14 protein-coding genes are annotated in these 14,617 nt (G+C 70.5%); 3 read left to right on the top strand and 11 right to left on the bottom strand.

Annotated elements, in window-relative coordinates; genetic code table 11:
• Positions 1 to 9: 9 nt before the first annotated feature.
• The 8 genes from ACZ63D_RS19950 to ACZ63D_RS19915 all read right to left on the bottom strand — a co-directional run bounded on the left by ACZ63D_RS19950 (position 10) and on the right by ACZ63D_RS19915 (position 9,822).
• A complete protein-coding gene (locus tag ACZ63D_RS19950; RefSeq protein WP_465355802.1) occupies positions 10 to 849 on the bottom strand; it encodes an ABC transporter permease in 840 nt (279 codons plus the stop codon).
• Positions 849 to 1,652: an ABC transporter permease gene (locus ACZ63D_RS19945; RefSeq protein ID WP_465355801.1), complete on the bottom strand. Its 804-nt coding sequence runs from the start codon at positions 1,650 to 1,652 to the stop codon at positions 849 to 851. Before ACZ63D_RS19945 ends, ACZ63D_RS19950 begins: the two co-directional genes overlap by 1 nt.
• Complete coding sequence (locus ACZ63D_RS19940) at positions 1,652 to 2,593, bottom strand: ABC transporter ATP-binding protein (protein ID WP_465355800.1); 942 nt, start codon at positions 2,591 to 2,593, stop codon at positions 1,652 to 1,654. Before ACZ63D_RS19940 ends, ACZ63D_RS19945 begins: the two co-directional genes overlap by 1 nt.
• Before the next feature lie 197 nt (positions 2,594 to 2,790).
• The gene (locus tag ACZ63D_RS19935; protein WP_465355799.1) at positions 2,791 to 6,126 is read right to left on the bottom strand and encodes a phosphodiester glycosidase family protein; all 3,336 of its coding nucleotides are present in this window, start codon (positions 6,124 to 6,126) and stop codon (positions 2,791 to 2,793) included.
• 124 nt (positions 6,127 to 6,250) lie between these two features.
• Positions 6,251 to 6,976 (bottom strand): maleylpyruvate isomerase family mycothiol-dependent enzyme, encoded by a 726-nt coding sequence (locus ACZ63D_RS19930; RefSeq protein ID WP_465355798.1) that lies wholly within the window; start codon positions 6,974 to 6,976, stop codon positions 6,251 to 6,253.
• Positions 6,977 to 7,201: 225 nt separating this feature from the next.
• Complete coding sequence (ndk, locus tag ACZ63D_RS19925; RefSeq protein ID WP_009081097.1) at positions 7,202 to 7,612, bottom strand: nucleoside-diphosphate kinase; 411 nt, start codon at positions 7,610 to 7,612, stop codon at positions 7,202 to 7,204.
• Positions 7,613 to 7,682: 70 nt separating this feature from the next.
• Positions 7,683 to 9,242 (bottom strand): alkaline phosphatase D family protein, encoded by a 1,560-nt coding sequence (locus tag ACZ63D_RS19920; RefSeq protein WP_465355797.1) that lies wholly within the window; start codon positions 9,240 to 9,242, stop codon positions 7,683 to 7,685.
• A 97-nt stretch (positions 9,243 to 9,339) separates the two neighbouring features.
• Positions 9,340 to 9,822 (bottom strand): GNAT family N-acetyltransferase, encoded by a 483-nt coding sequence (locus ACZ63D_RS19915; RefSeq protein WP_465355796.1) that lies wholly within the window; start codon positions 9,820 to 9,822, stop codon positions 9,340 to 9,342.
• A 53-nt stretch (positions 9,823 to 9,875) separates the two neighbouring features.
• Between ACZ63D_RS19915 and ACZ63D_RS19910 the strand changes: the two genes are divergently transcribed.
• Positions 9,876 to 10,256, top strand: coding sequence for a VOC family protein (locus ACZ63D_RS19910; RefSeq protein WP_465355795.1), 381 nt, complete (start codon positions 9,876 to 9,878; stop codon positions 10,254 to 10,256).
• Here the strand turns inward: ACZ63D_RS19910 and ACZ63D_RS19905 are convergent.
• The 3 genes from ACZ63D_RS19905 to folC form a co-directional block, all read right to left on the bottom strand.
• The gene (locus ACZ63D_RS19905; RefSeq protein WP_465355794.1) at positions 10,240 to 10,515 is read right to left on the bottom strand and encodes a hypothetical protein; all 276 of its coding nucleotides are present in this window, start codon (positions 10,513 to 10,515) and stop codon (positions 10,240 to 10,242) included. The two genes, ACZ63D_RS19910 and ACZ63D_RS19905, sit on opposite strands and share 17 nt — an antisense overlap.
• Positions 10,512 to 10,871: a DUF4233 domain-containing protein gene (locus ACZ63D_RS19900; RefSeq protein ID WP_465356296.1), complete on the bottom strand. Its 360-nt coding sequence runs from the start codon at positions 10,869 to 10,871 to the stop codon at positions 10,512 to 10,514. The genes ACZ63D_RS19905 and ACZ63D_RS19900 overlap by 4 nt, the downstream gene beginning before the upstream one ends.
• 62 nt (positions 10,872 to 10,933) lie before the next feature.
• Positions 10,934 to 12,607 (bottom strand): bifunctional tetrahydrofolate synthase/dihydrofolate synthase, encoded by a 1,674-nt coding sequence (gene folC / locus ACZ63D_RS19895; protein WP_465355793.1) that lies wholly within the window; start codon positions 12,605 to 12,607, stop codon positions 10,934 to 10,936.
• A 167-nt stretch (positions 12,608 to 12,774) separates the two neighbouring features.
• Between folC and ACZ63D_RS19890 the strand changes: the two genes are divergently transcribed.
• Both ACZ63D_RS19890 and ACZ63D_RS19885 read left to right on the top strand, forming a co-directional pair.
• Positions 12,775 to 13,407, top strand: a complete 633-nt coding sequence (locus tag ACZ63D_RS19890; protein WP_465355792.1) for a class I SAM-dependent methyltransferase — start codon at positions 12,775 to 12,777, stop codon at positions 13,405 to 13,407.
• Positions 13,408 to 13,499: 92 nt separating this feature from the next.
• Positions 13,500 to 14,375, top strand: a complete 876-nt coding sequence (locus ACZ63D_RS19885; protein ID WP_465355791.1) for an SGNH/GDSL hydrolase family protein — start codon at positions 13,500 to 13,502, stop codon at positions 14,373 to 14,375.
• Positions 14,376 to 14,617 lie beyond the last annotated feature (242 nt).

Below are 14,617 nucleotides of genomic sequence, written 5' to 3'. Positions count from 1 at the left end.
GCCTCGCCCTCACGTCAGCAGCAGTTTCGCGATCCTCCTTGTCGCGCCCCAGATCCCGATCCCGGCGAGCACCAGCAGGTACGCCAGGTTGCCGAGCATGCTCCAGGAGAAGATGCCGGTCGAGAGCCCGCGCATCAGCTCGATCCCGTGGTAGAGCGGGAAGCAGCGGACCAGCCACTGCAGCGCCTCCGGGTAGACCGTGATCGGGAAGAACGTGGTGGAGAACAGGAACATCGGCATCAGGACGAGCTGGATGTAGTCGAACTGCGACGTCGATTTCAGGAAGCTGACGAGCGCGATGCTGATGGCCGCGAACGCGAACGAAACGAGCAGCGCGGCGGGCAGGAGCAGCAGCGCCCACCACGACGTGAGCAGGCCCATGACGCCGGTGACCGCCAGGAACGCGACCGAGTAGAGGCCGCCGCGCATCATCGCCCACGCGATCTCGCCGAGCGCGACGTCGAGCGGGCCGACCGGGGTGGCCAGCATCGCGTCGTACGTCTTGGCGTAGCGCAGTTTGAAGAACAGGTTGTACGTGCACTCGAAGACCGCGCCGTTCATCGCCGACGACGCCAGCAGCGCGGGAGCGACGAACGCGACGTAGCTCATCGGCCGCCCGTCCGGCCCCGCCACGGTGGTGACCAGCTTGCCGAATCCGACCTGGAACGCGAGCAGGTAGAACAGCGGCTCGAGCGCGCCGGACACGAGGATCGTCCACGACCGGCCGTAAACGGTCAGCGCGCGTTCGATCAAGGCGCTCGCGCGGCCGCTGTACATGCCCGCGGGCAGCACGCGGAGCAGAATTCCGCGCCGCTGCGGGAGAATCGGGGCGCTTCGCAGGTCGGTCATCACGCCACCAGCCTTCGATAGAAGCCGCGGTGCGCGATCGCCCAGCCGATCGCGACCAGCGCGGCCAGGTACGCGAGATGCCCGAGCACCGGGAGCGGCTCGCGCCCGCCGAGCGTGGCGGCGCGGGAGAGCTCGGTGCCGTGCCACAGCGGGGAAATCCACGCCAGCCAGCGCAGGTAGAGCGGCAGCTGGGTGATGGGGAAGAACGTGCCGGAGAACAGGGTCATCGGGATGACGACGAAGCGGAAGATCAGCCCGAACCGCTGTCCCTCGTCGAAAGTCCACGCCGCCAGCGCGGCTATCAGCGATCCGCAGGCGAGCCCGGTCAGGACGCCGACGAGGATCACCAGCAGTGCTCCCGCGTTGGCCCACGCGCCGAACAGCCACGCTATGAGCGCGTATACCGCGCCGGAAAGCGCCAGCCGCAGAATGGTCCAGATCTGGTGCCCGCCGAGGACCTGGCCCGGGGACACCGGAGTCGCGGTGACGGCGAGATAGTCCTTCTGCCATTTGAATCCGCTGAGCACGGGATAACTCGACTCGCTGACCCCTTGTTGCGCCGCGCCCGCCACGAGCAGCGCCGGGGCGACGTACATCAGGTACGACACGCCGCCGGTCGCCGGACCGGCTTGCACCTGCGAGCCGAAGCCGAGCCCCATCGCGGCCAGGAACAGCACCGGTTGCAGGCCGGTGGAGTAGAGCGTGCTGAGCCAGTGCCTGCGGTACCAGGTCCAGTAGCCCTCGACGCGCAGCCAGGCGCCGTGGAAGCGGCCGACCACGCGGCCGGTGGCGGGAGTGCTCATCAGTCCACCAGCGTCCGGCCGGTGAGGCGGAGGAAGACGTCCTCCAGGGAACTGCGCCGCACCAGGCTCGACAACGGGCGCAGACCGCGCTCGTGCGCGCGTTCGAGGGTGGCCTCGCCGGTCATCGTGTACAGCAGCACCCGGTCCGGGAGCACCTCGACGCGTTCGGCCAGCCCGTCGAGCCGGTCGGCCGCGCCCTGCTGCTCCCCCGGCGCGAACCGCAGCTCGACCACTTCGCGGGTGGAATGCCGGGCGATCAGGTCGGCGGGCGAGCCTTCCGCGGCGATCCGGCCGCCGTCCATGACGACGAGCCGGTCGCACAGCTGCTCGGCTTCATCCATGTAATGCGTGGTGATGATGAGCGTGGTGCCGCGGGCTTTGAGCCGGAAAAGCCGGTCCCACAACAGATGCCGCGCCTGCGGGTCGAGCCCGGTGGTCGGTTCGTCGAGCAGCAGCAGCTCCGGGTCGTTGACCAGGGAGCGGGCGATGGTGAGCCGCCGCTTCATGCCGCCGGACAGCGAATCGACCGGTTTCTCGGCGCGGTCGGACAGCTGCGCGAACTCCATCAGCTCGACCGCCTTGCGCCGGACGTGCGCGCGGGAAAGGCCGAAGTAGCGGCCGTAGACGTGCAGGTTCTGCCGGACGGTCAGCTCCACGTCGAGGTTGTCCTCCTGCGGCACCACGCCCAGGCGCGCGCGGATCCGCGGCCCGTCGACGTCCGGGTCCATGCCGAGGACGCGCAGATCGCCGTCGCTGCGCGGGGACACGCACGCGATCATCCGCATCGTCGACGACTTCCCGGCGCCGTTGGGCCCGAGGAAGCCGAACGCCTCCCCTCGCCGCACCTCGACGTCGACGCCGCGGACAGCCTCGAATTCTCCGAACCGTTTGACCAGCGCCTTCGCTTGCACGAGCGCGGGTTCCGTTGCCGACTCTCCCACGAGGAACGACAGTAGAGGGAGGGACCGACAATTCTCGACCGGTTTCCCGGGGGGCGGCGTACGGCATCCGGGTGGATCAGCGGGCCGGGCGCTCGAATCGCCGCTTCGTTCGACGGCATCCTGCCCGGCGACACCGGCCAACCAAAGACAGGCGGGGCGACCCGAAGACCGCCCCGCCTATCACCACCAAACCCGGCTCAGCGCACCGTCACCGGCACCGAGCGGGTCACCCCGTTCACCGTCACCGAAATCTCCGCCGTGCCCGGGCGCAGTCCCCGCACCGTCCCAGTGGCCGGGTCGAGCGAAACCACGTCCCACGGGGCAGGCGGCCAGCTGCCGACGTGGACCCCGCGACCGCCCCACGCGGCGCTCACTGGGTAGGCCACCGGAACCGACCGGCCCTCCTGCGTCACCACGGCGGTCACCTTCCCGGTTCCGCCCCACGAAAGAGTGCCCGGGCCGGTCACCGTCAGCTCGTCGACGTTCGGGCGCGTTTCGAATCGCACCGGCTGGCTGCGGTCGGAAGGGTCGACCCGCACCAGGGTCCAGCCGACGAAACCGCCGTCGCCGGGGGCCGCGGCGGGAGTCTTGCCGGAGTTGCCGTTCACCAGATACGGCACGCCGTCCGTGCGCGACAGGCCGAACACCCCGGCGTGCGAAGCCAGCGAAGCGGCCGGTTTCCCGGATTTCTCTTCGAAACCGGTCAGCCACGTCTGCAGCAACGCGGCTTCCTTCCGGTCGCCCAGCTGCGAATTGCCGGTCGGGCTCGGGTCCTTCACCGGATGATGCATCGCGACGACCACGCCCCGCACCGAACGGTCTTGGGCGGCGTTGTCGAGGGCCTCGCGCATCATGCGCACCTGGTCGAATCCGCCCGCGCGCAGCGAGCCGCGCGAGGAATCCATCAGGATCAGCCGCACGCCGTGGACGTCGACCACGCGGTGCGTTTCCCCGAAGGCGGCCTGGAAGTTCTTCAACCCGTCACCGGCCTCGGCTTCGTGGTTGCCGGGGACGTAGTACCAGGGGACGCGGCCGTCCAGTTCCTCCGTGATGATCTTGCGGGCCAGCACGAAGTCCGGCGCGGTGCCGCGGTCCACGAAGTCGCCGTTGATCAGGACGAGATCCGGTTTCGCGGCGACGGCCTCGCGCAACGCCCGGCGTGCTTGGGCGACCAGCGGGCCGTCCGGGGCGTCGGCGGTGAACTGGGCGTCGCTGACGACCGCGATCTTCAAGCCGCCCTTGCCGAGCGTGCCGTTGGCGACGAGCGCCGGGTCGGGAACGGCCGGATCGCGCGGCACCGTCGTGGTCGGCGCGACCTCGAAGGTGAGGTCGTTGAAGACCAGCTTGCCCTCGTATTGCTTGCCTGCCGCGGTTTCCACGGCGTAGAACTTGGTGAGCCGCTGGCCGTCCGGCAATCCGGCGGGCACCGCGGCGGTCACGTAGCGCCAGCCGGTCCAGGTGACGCTCAGCGAAAGGTCCACAATGGACGCCGTGTTGGCTCCGTCGCGGAGTTCCGCGCGGATCCAGGCTCCCTTGCCGTCGCCGTTGATCCACATGCCGATCTTCTGCGTGCCTGCCGGAACCGGGATCGGATTGGCGGCGTTGACATACGCGGCGCGGGTAGCGGTGGTTCCGGTGAGCCGGTAGTCGAGCGCGAGGCCCTTGCCGCCGTTGCGTCCGTCCGCCGACGACAGCGCGGCGCCGACCACCGCCGGGTACACGGTCGCGGACCAGCCCTCCGGACCGGCCAGCGGAGCCGCGACCCGGGCTTCGGTGCCCACCGAAGCCGCCAAATGCATGATCTGCCCGCCCGCGTGCACGGTGACCGCGGTAGCCCCGGAAGCGGTCTTCGCGGTGACTGCGAACCCCTTGCCCGACGGCTCGATCTTCACCACAGCGGGGTCGTATTCGAGCTTCACGTCCGATGGTTCGATCCAGGTGCCGTAACCGTCCGCGTCGTAGCCGTAGACCTGGAACTCGCCGCGCGCGTCGGCACCGGACAGCGCGACCTGCTTGGTGCTCGCGCCGAGGCGGACCGGCTTGCCCAGCACGGTCAGCTTCGTGCGGCCGCTCACGAAGTTCTGGTGCGCGGTGACAGTCACGTCGGCTCGCACGTCCGGGTGCAGGAAATCGGGCTGCGCGGTGAAAACGTTCTTCGTGACAGTGCCGCGGAACGGGTTCGACGTGGTCCAGAACGGTTTGGCCGCCACTGCGGCACCGGTCTCGTCGTGGCCGTTCGGCACAAGCGCGCGGCTCAGGCCGGACAGCACTCGGGTCGAGTTGTCGCCCTCCTGCGCGGGGGCGGGTGCGAAGCCGGCCAGCCGTCCGCTGCCGGGTACCGTCGCGATTCCGATGCCGTTGGGCACCAAGCGTTCCCCGCCGTCCGAAGGCGAGTTTCGCACCGACGGAGCGGCTTCTCCCTCGCCGCGGGCGAGCAGCGTCGACGAGCCGCCGCCGTCGAGGTTGATCGCGTCGTAGGCGCCGAGCCGCTTGAGCTGCCGGGCCATTTCCAGCTCGGTCATCCCGCGGCTGTCGGCCTGACGGCCGTCCACCGTGACGAGCCACATCCGCTTGCCGTCAACGGAAAAACCGACGCCGGTGCGCGGGGCGAGGGTGACGTCGTCGAGTTGCTGGAGCTGTCCGTCTTTCAGCAGCGTCTTGTTCCCGCCGACCGCGACCGCGATCTTGCCCGCGTCGGTCCGCGGCGCGTACGAAACGCCAACGCGGTCGCCGACGTGCAGCGCCGACAACGCATCCGCACCAGCTTCACGGCCGAGCAACAGCGTGCTGCCAGCCGGAATCGGGCCGTCCGCGGGCTTCGGCCGCACCTGCGTCACGACGCCGTCGCGGATCTCGACCTCGACGACCCGCTGCGCACCGGCGACCGACGTCGCGCGCGCCGAAGCGCCCCAGAGCGGGGTGTAGACGCCGAGAGCGTCGTTGCCGAGCACCGGGCTGTTGAAGTTCGTGGCCGGGACGGCTCGGCCGTCCGGCAGAGTGACCGACGCTTCGAGGAAGATGTCGGCCAGTTTCGCGCGCCCCTGCTCGGTGATCGCCGCGGTGGTGTTGTGCCCCGAGGCGGGCGCGTTGTGCAGCTCGCCGTTGTCGATGCCGACGCCGAGCGGCGCACCGGAGGCGTTGATGTCGAAGAAATCGCCGTTGACACCCGCGACCGCTCCGGCGCGAGCGACCTGCTGAGACAGCGGGGTGCGCGCGGACACGGTGCCGGGGCTGAGGTAAGTCGGCTTCAAGACCTTGCTGGTGAGGTCGACGCTCAGCGCGTCGCCGCGGATCCAGCCCTTCGGGTCGAAGCGGTCGAACTGGGTGAGGTTCAGACCAGGCGCCACCGCGTTGGTGGCACTGCTGGTTTCGAGGCCGTCGTCGGCGGCGGGGGCCGCGGCGACCGCCGGAGCCTCCCGGGCCGAGGAGAAAACGGACGCGCTCTCGACCGGCGGCGAGCCGAGCGGAGCGGAGAGCGGGTCGGCCTGCGCCGGTGTAGCGAACGACAGCGCCAGCAGGGCGCTGAGCAGCACGGATCTTGATCTTTTCACCAGATACCCCACGATCGCGAAAATGGCTCAGACCAGCCAAAGCCATCGGCGCGACCGCCGGAAGTCCCCGCGGTGAACGGGACCTGAATGGCGCAGGATTATCCGCTCAGGGGGTCATGCGCGCGGCCAGGAACTCCTTCGCGACGGCCTCGTCGCCAGCGATCCGCGGCTGGATGTCGGTGCGCTTCCACAGCAGCAACAGCAAATCCCGCGCGGGCGCCGCGACGGTCGCCACCGCTTCGCCCTCGCCCAGCTCGGGTGGTTCGCCGGGCACGACGGTCCACGCGTGCCCGGTGTCGGTGGTGCGCAAAGTGATCGGCGCGGCCAGCGGAACCTCGTGCTTCCAGCGCGCGACTCGCGGCAGCATGGTGCCGAGAACCTCGAGAACGCCGTCGGCGGCGACCACCGGGTCGAGCTGCGCCGTCCCGCCACGAGCCGCGAACAGATCGACCAGATGCACGGCGGTCTCGTGCACCTGACGGCGGAACCAGAACGCTTTCGTCTTCTCCGCGGCGCCGAAAATCCAGCACGAAGCGGCGGGATCGGCGTCTTCCAGCGCGGCGAGCAGCTCGGCCGCGCTCTCGGCGTACCAGCGCGCGAGATCGCCGCTCGGCGAGACGTCGAATTCCTGCTTGCTCAGCTCACCGGTGCGGACGATCCCGGCGGCCCACCGGTGCACGTTGCCGAGATGCGTGACGAGGTCGCGCTTGGTCCAATCGCCGCAGTACGGGACCGGGTTGTCGAGGTCTCCCGGCGCTTCCGCGGCGAACGCCTCGGTGAGCGAGCGGAGGTGCGGAAGGTAGTCGCGGGGCGGCAGCGGCAGAGCAGTCACCGGTGGAGGCTAACCGATCCGCTGGGTTTCGAGCACCGGCAATAACCGCAGTGCTTCCTCGGCGGTCGCCCGCGGACCAGCGGCTGGGCGTCTTGCGGGACGGATGTGGTCCTGTGCGTCGTCGGCGGCAGCCGGGGCCGGGAAAGCACGAACGCCGGGCCGGAACCGAAGTCCCTGCCCGGCGTTCGCGAAGTTCAGTGCCGGTTCAGCGGCGGATCAGCCGGATCACAGGTCCGGGAACCACAGCTTGAGCTCGCGCTCGGCCGACTCCGGCGAGTCCGAGCCGTGCACCAGGTTGTACTGGGTCTCCAGCGCGAAGTCGCCGCGCAGGGTGCCCGGGGTGGCCTTCTCGACCGGGTCGGTGCCGCCGGCCAGCTGGCGGAACGCGGCGATCGCGCGCGGGCCCTCGACGGCGATCGCGACGAGCGGACCGGACGTGATGAACTCCAGCAGGTCGCCGAAGAACGGGCGCTCCTTGTGCTCCGCGTAGTGCTCCTCGGCGACGGAGCGCTCGACGGTGCGCAGTTCCAGCGCGGCCAGCTTCAGGCCCTTGCGCTCGATGCGCGAGACGACCTCGCCGACGAGGCCGCGCGCGACGCCATCGGGCTTGACGAGGACCAGCGTGCGTTCAGTCACGACGGTATTTCTCCTTGTGCGGATTCGTGTTATTCGGCGGTGAGCCTATCCGACGCCCCGGCCGGGCCGGTCAGCGACGCTGCGGCTCCAGCGTCTTCGACCACAGCGAGGCCCCGGTCGCGTCGCGCAGGTCGACCGTCAGCGTCCCGCTCGCACCGTCCACATTCACCTCGCCGAAATGCTGGAAACCTTGCACCGGCGAGGAATTCGGCACCGGCGGGGCGTGCACGAACACCGCTTCCGGGCCGAACGTCGGGTCGAGTTTGTTCGGGCCGAAGGCTCCGGCGTTGAGCGGTCCGGACACGAACTCCCAGAACGGGTCGAAGTCCTGGAACGCGGCGCGCTCGGGCGAATAATGGTGCGCGGCGGTGTAGTGCACGTCGGCGGTCAGCCACACGACATTGCGCACGCGGTGGCGCGAGATCTGCCGCAGCACCCAGGCCAGTTCGGTCTCGCGTCCGCCGGGCGCGCCGGGCAGGCCGTTGGCGACCGCCTCGATGTCCTTGCCGTCCGGCACGACCAGGCCGATCGGCATGTCCGCCTGGACGATCTTCCAGGTCGCGGTGCTGCGCCGCAGCGCGTCGGCCAGCCAGCGGGCCTGCGCCTCGCCGAGGATGTGGCCGGGCTTGGTCTGGTCCGAGGTGTTGGCGTCGCGGTAGGTGCGCATGTCGAGCACGAACACCTCGACCCGGCTGCCGTAGCGGAAATTGCGGTACACCCGGCCGTCGACGGCCTGGCGGCGGTCGATCGGATGCCATTCGTGGAATGCCTGGAACGCGCGCTGGGCGAGGACGTCGGCCCGTTTTTCGGTGTATTCGGGGCGGTCGTTGAGGATTTCGCCGGGGTACCAGTTATTGACTACTTCATGGTCATCCCACTGGACATAAGCGGGCACCTCCGCGGCGAACCGGCGGAAATGGGCGTCGAGCCGGTTGTACGCGTGCTGGCCGCGGTATTCGTCGAGGGTTTCGGCGACCTTCGACTTTTCCGGCGTCACGACGTTGTGCCAGGTGCCCGCGCCGCCGGGCAGCGTGACGGTTTCGGTGAGCGGGCCGTCGGCGTACACCGTGTCCCCGCTGTGCAGGAAGAGGTCCGGACGGCGGTCGGCCATCGCGGAGAAGATCGTCATGCCGCCCAGCGCCGGGTTGATGCCGTAGTTCTGGCCGACGACGTCGCCGCTCCACAGGATCCGGGTGTTCGCGCGGCCGATCGGCGCCGTGGCGAAGCGGCCGGCGACCGGTTCGCTCGCGCTGCGGCCGTCGAGGTCCACCGCGGTCACGCGGTAGTGGTACTCGGTGCCCGGGGCCAGCCCGGCGACGCGCACCTTGCCGGTGCCGCCGGTGGCGGGCGTGACGAACGGGCCGGGCACCCGGCGGGCGTGCCGGAACGACGGGTCGCGCGCGATCTCGACCGTCAGCCGCGCCGGGCGGTCGGCCCGCGACCACACGATGCCGGAGCCGGTGGTCACGTCCCCGGACGCGACGCCGTGGGCGAGGACCGGGCGGTCGCGGCGGACGAGCGGGGCGGCCGTGGCGGAACCGGGCAGCAGCAGCCCGCCTGCCGCGGCGAGCGCGGGGACGGCGATCCCGGCTTTGAGCACGGAGCGCCGGGAAGGGGTCGTTTCGGTCATGGCGGTCGTTCTATCCGGCGACCACGGCCACGCGGCCAACTCGGGCTGACCGCCGGGTGAACGGCTCACTCGTCAGGAGGAAGCTCACAGCCGGACGTCACGCTCGGTGCGCTTCCCGAACCATCTCGTGCTCGCAGGGGCTTTCGCTGGAGGACAGCGGACGCTCCACGAACCCGTGCCGCTGATACAAGGCCAGCGCGTGCTCGTTGCCGCCCGCGACGCGCAACATCAGTTCGCCCGCGCCGCGCCCTTCGCTCCAGCGCACCACGGCCCGGACGAGCGCGTCCCCGACTCCCTTGCCGCGCGCCGAGGGAGCGACCCACATCGACATCAGCTCGGCTCGGTCGCCGCGTTCGGAGAGGTGCCCGCTGACCATTCCCGCCGGTACGCCGTCGAGATCGGCCAGCACGTTGAGCGAAACGTCGCGCAGCCGGGCCCGCCAGCGCGGTTCGGCGTCGCCTTCGCCTTGCCAGTCGGCGAGTTTCGAGCTGAATGCCCCCGGGTCTTCGCGCAGCGCCGCCAGCCGGAGGTCGCGCCACTCCGCCCAGTCGTCCCCGCTCAGCTCGCGCACCACGATCACACTTGCACCGTCGCCGTGGCGGCCGGGTCGTTACAGCGGAATAGGGTGAAACCATGCGCATCGACCGGCTCGACCACCTCGTCCTGACTGTCGCCGACCTCGGCGCGACGGTCGATTTCTACACCCGTGTCCTCGGCATGACCGAGGTGACGTTCGGGTCCGGCCGTAAGGCGCTGGCGTTCGGAGCCAGCAAGATCAACCTGCACGAGGCCGGACGCGAGTTCGAGCCCAAGGCGGAGCGGCCGACGCCGGGCAGCGCGGACCTGTGCCTGATCACCGCCGATTCGCTGGAGCAGGTCGTGCGAGACCTGGCCGAGCACGGGGTGCCGATCGAGGAAGGCCCAGTCGACCGCACCGGCGCGACCGGGCCGATCCGCAGCGTCTACTTCCGCGACCCGGACCGGAACCTGATCGAGGTCAGCGTCTACCGCTGAGCCGCACCTCGCGGGAGTACACCGGAGCGGTGCCTGGTTCCGGAAAGCATTCGAGGAGCAGGTCGCCGCGGAGGTCGTCGAGTTCGTCCGGCGCTTCCTCGATCAGAGCGCCGGCCCAGGCCTCGAGCGATCCGGTTTTCAGCACGTCGTCCGGGACCCGGCTGAACTCGCCCGGCCCCATCGGCATCCAGCCCGGATCGCCGTCCGTCCGGAACGACAGCCGCCACCAGTACGGCTGCCAATAACGCCCTGGGCTCAAGCCTGCGGCTGCTGCTGGCTCGGCAGCGTCCCGGCGGCCATCCGCCGCGCGACGTCCCGGCGCAGCCAGAGGAACCACAGGAACGCGGCCAGGAAGATGATGCCGATGATCGCGATGGCGGGCTGGGTGACCCCGATCCCGATGATCGCCAGCTGCAGCAGCAGGATCACCGGCACCGCCCAGACGTGCTTGAGCATGCCGCACAGCACGATCAGCACCACGGCCAGCGCGATGACCGTCCAGCCGGTGAAGCTGGTGATGCCGCCGCCGAGCTTGGCGACGACCGGCAGCGCCAGCGCGACGGTGATCGCTTCCATGATCAGCGTGCCCGCCATGACGCCGCGGAAGCCCTTCATCGGGTCTTTCGCGGGCGGCTTGACCGGCGTGACCGGCGTATCGGGCGTTTCCGGGGTCTCGCTCACGCTGGCTCCTTCCCGAACAGCGTGCGCGCGTCGCCCGCGGTGACCACTGATCCGGTCACCAGCACGCCGCCGCCCGCGAGCGGTTCCTCCGGGTCGTCGTTCTGCTCCACGAGGCCGATCGCGGTCTCGATCGCGGTCTCCAGGTCGCCTTCGGCCAGCACGCGGTCCTCGCCGAAGATCGACGCGGCCAGCTCGGCCAGGTCCTCGACCGGCAGCGACCGCGGCGACGAGCTGCGCGTGACCACGACGTCGGAGACCACCGGCTCCAGCGCGTCCAGGATGCCGCGCGCGTCCTTGCCGGACAGCACGCCGACGACCGCGACGAGCCGGCGGAAGTTGAACTCGTCGGTGATCGTCGCGGCGAGCGCCCGCGCGCCCATCGGGTTGTGCGCGGCGTCGACCAGCACCGCCGGGGCGGCCCGCACGCGTTCGAGCCTGCCCGGGTTCTCGACCTCGGCGAACGCCTCGCGCACCGCCTCGACCACGAGCTGTTTGTCTTTGCCCGCCCCGAAAAACGCCTCGACCGCGGCCAGCGCGAGCGCCGCGTTCGCCGCCTGGTGCGCGCCGTGCAGCGGCAGGAAGATCTCGTCGTAGACGCCGCCGAGGCCCTGCAGTTTCAGCAGCTGCCCGCCGACCGCGACCTCGCGTTCGAGCACCCCGAACTCGCTGCCCGCGCGCGCCACCGCGGCGTCGACCTCGACCGTGCGCTTGAGCAGGACGTTCAGCACCTCGGGGTCCTGCTCGCCGATCACCGCGACCGACCCGGGCTTGATGATCCCGGCCTTCTCCGCGGCCGCGTCGACCGCGGCCGGGCCGAGGTATTCGGTGTGGTCCAGCCCGATCGGCGTGATGACCGCGACCTGGGCGTCGGCCACGTTCGTCGCGTCCCACGCACCGCCCATGCCCGCCTCGACCACCGCGGCCTCGACCGGCGCGTCGGAGAACGCCGCGAACGCCATCCCGGTGAGCACCTCGAACTTGCTCATCGGCACGCCGTCCTCGCTGGCGCCGTCCACCATCGCCACGTACGGCGCGATGTCCTGGTACAGCTCGGCGTAGCGGGCGGCGGAGACCGGGCGGCCGTCGAGCGCGATCCGCTCGGTGACGAGTTGCAGATGCGGGCTGGTGTAGCGGCCCGAGCGCAAGCCCATGCGGGTCAGCAGCGAATCGACCATCCGGGCGACCGAGCCCTTGCCGTTGGTGCCCGCGACGTGCACCACCGGGTAGCCGCGGTTCGGCTCGCCGAGCAGCGTCATCAGCGCCTGGATCCGGGCGAGCGACGGTTCGAGCTTGGTCTCCGGCCAGCGCTGGTTCAGCTCGGCCTCGGCGGCCATCAGATCGCGGCGGGCCTCGGGGCCGTTCTCGTCGCCGAATTCGGCGGGCGCGCCCTCGTCGTCGAGTTCGTGCAGCTCGGCGCCCTCTTCGGGGCGGAGGTCGGGGACCGGGCCGAGCGCCAGGTTGTCGCCGAGCTGGCCGATGCCGCCGATCCCGCCGCGCGCTCCGCCGCCGACGGTGTAGGCCGCGTCCGGCGCGTCGAGGTCCGGCTCCAGCTCGTCGCCGTCCTCGTCCTCGCTGTGCGCCAGCGCGCCCAGTTCGTCGACCCCCGCGAAACTGTCCGGATCGGCGAGATCCGGCCGCCGGATCTCCTCGGGCTCGTCACCGCGCGGCACTCGTGCACTCCTTGAAGTCGCTCTCCCGGCGCGGTCGCGCGACCGGGAAGACCAGGCGAAAGGTTCGGCCTGGCACACCGTCGAGCGTACCCGGGGCCACCTCGCGCCCGACGGCCCCGGGGCGTCGGCGCGATCACGCCCTCGGCGATCCGTGGCAAGGTCGGCGCATGCCCTTCGACCACAACCACCACTATCACCCGGCACTGCTGCGGCTCCTGCCGCCCGGCCCCGGCCGCGCCCTGGACGTCGGCTGCGGCGACGGCCGGTTCGCCCGCAAGCTGGCCGCCGCCGGAATGACCGTCGAAGGCATCGACACCTCGGCCGACATGGTCACGCGAGCAGCCGCCGCCGGTTCGCCCGGACCAGGCACAGTGGAATACCGCCGCGCGGACGTGACAACCGAACCGCTGGACCTCGACGCGTACGCCTACATCTCCTGCCTGGCCTCCCTGCACCACGTCCCGTTCGAAACCGTCACGAGACTGCGCGACGCCCTCGCCCCCGGCGGCGTGCTCGCGGTGCTCGGCTGTGCCCGCCCCAGCCGTCCGGCCGACTACGCCCGAGAACTCGTCGCCGCGCCCGCGAACGCACTGGCCCGGCTTGTCGTCTTCGCCGGAGACCAGCTCAACGGCGGCCCGGACCCGGTCGCCAAGGCCCCGGTGCACATGAAATTCCCGCCGCTGAACGACGTCCGCCGGGACGCCGCCCGCCTGCTTCCCGGCAGCACCGTCCGCCCGCTCGTCTTCTGGCGGTACCTGCTGACCTGGCGGAAACCCGCGGATCACCCCGCAGCCGGGTGAAACTCGCCCCGACCACCCGATCGGCGGAGAGCGCTCGCGCCGCCGGTGCCGAAAGGTAAAGCGGGTCGACCGCTAGGGAGGACGGGTTTCGCATGCGCATCATCCGAATCGTGCTGGCCGCAATCGCGGCAGTCGCACTGCTTCTGTCGACGGCAGCGGCCGCGAGCGCCGCGCCCCGGCACTACCGCCACTACGTCGCCTTGGGCGACTCGTACACGTCCGGGCCGCTCATCCCGCTGCCGAGGCTGGATCCGTTCGGCTGCTTCCGCTCGACGTCCAACTACCCGTCGCTGGTCGCGGCTTCGCTGGACGTGGACCGCTTCACAGACGTCAGCTGCGGCGGCGCGGACACGTCCCACATGACGAACCCGCAAAACGTCCCGCTCGGCCAGAACGCCCCGCAGTTCTCCGCCCTGCGCCCGGACACCGACCTGGTGACCGTCGGCATCGGCGGCAACGATTCGGGCCTGTTCGGCAAACTCGTCGACACCTGCCCGCCCCTGCGCAGCTCGGACCCGACCGGCAACCCGTGCCAGCAGCACTTCACCGTCGACGGCGTGGACACGATCAAGGCCCTGCTCCCGAAGACGCAAGCCAGCATCCAGCAAGTACTGGCCGGAATCCACGCCCGCTCACCGCACGCGAAGGTGCTGGCAATCGGCTACCCGCGCATTGCCCCCGTGACGGGCTACTGCCCCGACGTCCTGCCCTTCGCGAACGGCGACTACGCCTGGCTCTCCAGCGTCGAAGAAGCCCTGAACAAAGCAGTAAGCAACGCGGTAGCCGCGGACGGCCAGTCGTCCTATGTGGACACCTACACCCCGTCCCTTGGCCACGACGCCTGCAAAGCCCCCGGCGTCGCCTGGATCAACGGCAAAGACCTGAACCTCCTGGCCGCCGCCCCCTACCACCCCCTGTACGCCGGAATGGCAGGCGAAGCAAAGGTAATCCGCCAGCAACTCCGCTAAGTCGCCCCAATCGTCCGTGAGGGGAACCCTGAGGGAATCACATTCCCTCAGGGTTCCCCTCACGTCCCTAAACCGCCACCCCCACACCCCACCAGCAAAAAGGCATCCACACTCCCCCGCACCCCGATACGAAGCCAAAAATGCGGGCGGGGGGGGGGGGGGGGGGGGGGGGGGGGGGGGGGGGGGGGGGGGGAGGGAGGGGGGCGCCTAACAACGCAGCCAGGCGGTCTAACGAACACCAG

Source organism: Amycolatopsis sp. NPDC104775 (assembly GCF_055583325.1).
Note: the sequence above shows the minus strand (reverse complement) of the source record. Positions and strands in the feature narration are given on the sequence as shown.

Excerpts from the sequence above, each read along its gene's own strand:
- ACZ63D_RS19885 (WP_465355791.1), top strand. The coding sequence starts at position 13,500 with ATGCGCATCATCCGAATCGTGCTGGCCGCAATCGCGGCAGTCGCACTG.
- ACZ63D_RS19920 (WP_465355797.1), bottom strand. The coding sequence starts at position 9,242 with ATGACCGAAACGACCCCTTCCCGGCGCTCCGTGCTCAAAGCCGGGATC.
- ACZ63D_RS19945 (WP_465355801.1), bottom strand. The coding sequence starts at position 1,652 with ATGAGCACTCCCGCCACCGGCCGCGTGGTCGGCCGCTTCCACGGCGCC.
- ACZ63D_RS19900 (WP_465356296.1), bottom strand. The coding sequence starts at position 10,871 with ATGAAGGGCTTCCGCGGCGTCATGGCGGGCACGCTGATCATGGAAGCG.
- ACZ63D_RS19910 (WP_465355795.1), top strand. The coding sequence starts at position 9,876 with ATGCGCATCGACCGGCTCGACCACCTCGTCCTGACTGTCGCCGACCTC.
- ACZ63D_RS19890 (WP_465355792.1), top strand. The coding sequence starts at position 12,775 with ATGCCCTTCGACCACAACCACCACTATCACCCGGCACTGCTGCGGCTC.
- ACZ63D_RS19950 (WP_465355802.1), bottom strand. The coding sequence starts at position 849 with ATGACCGACCTGCGAAGCGCCCCGATTCTCCCGCAGCGGCGCGGAATT.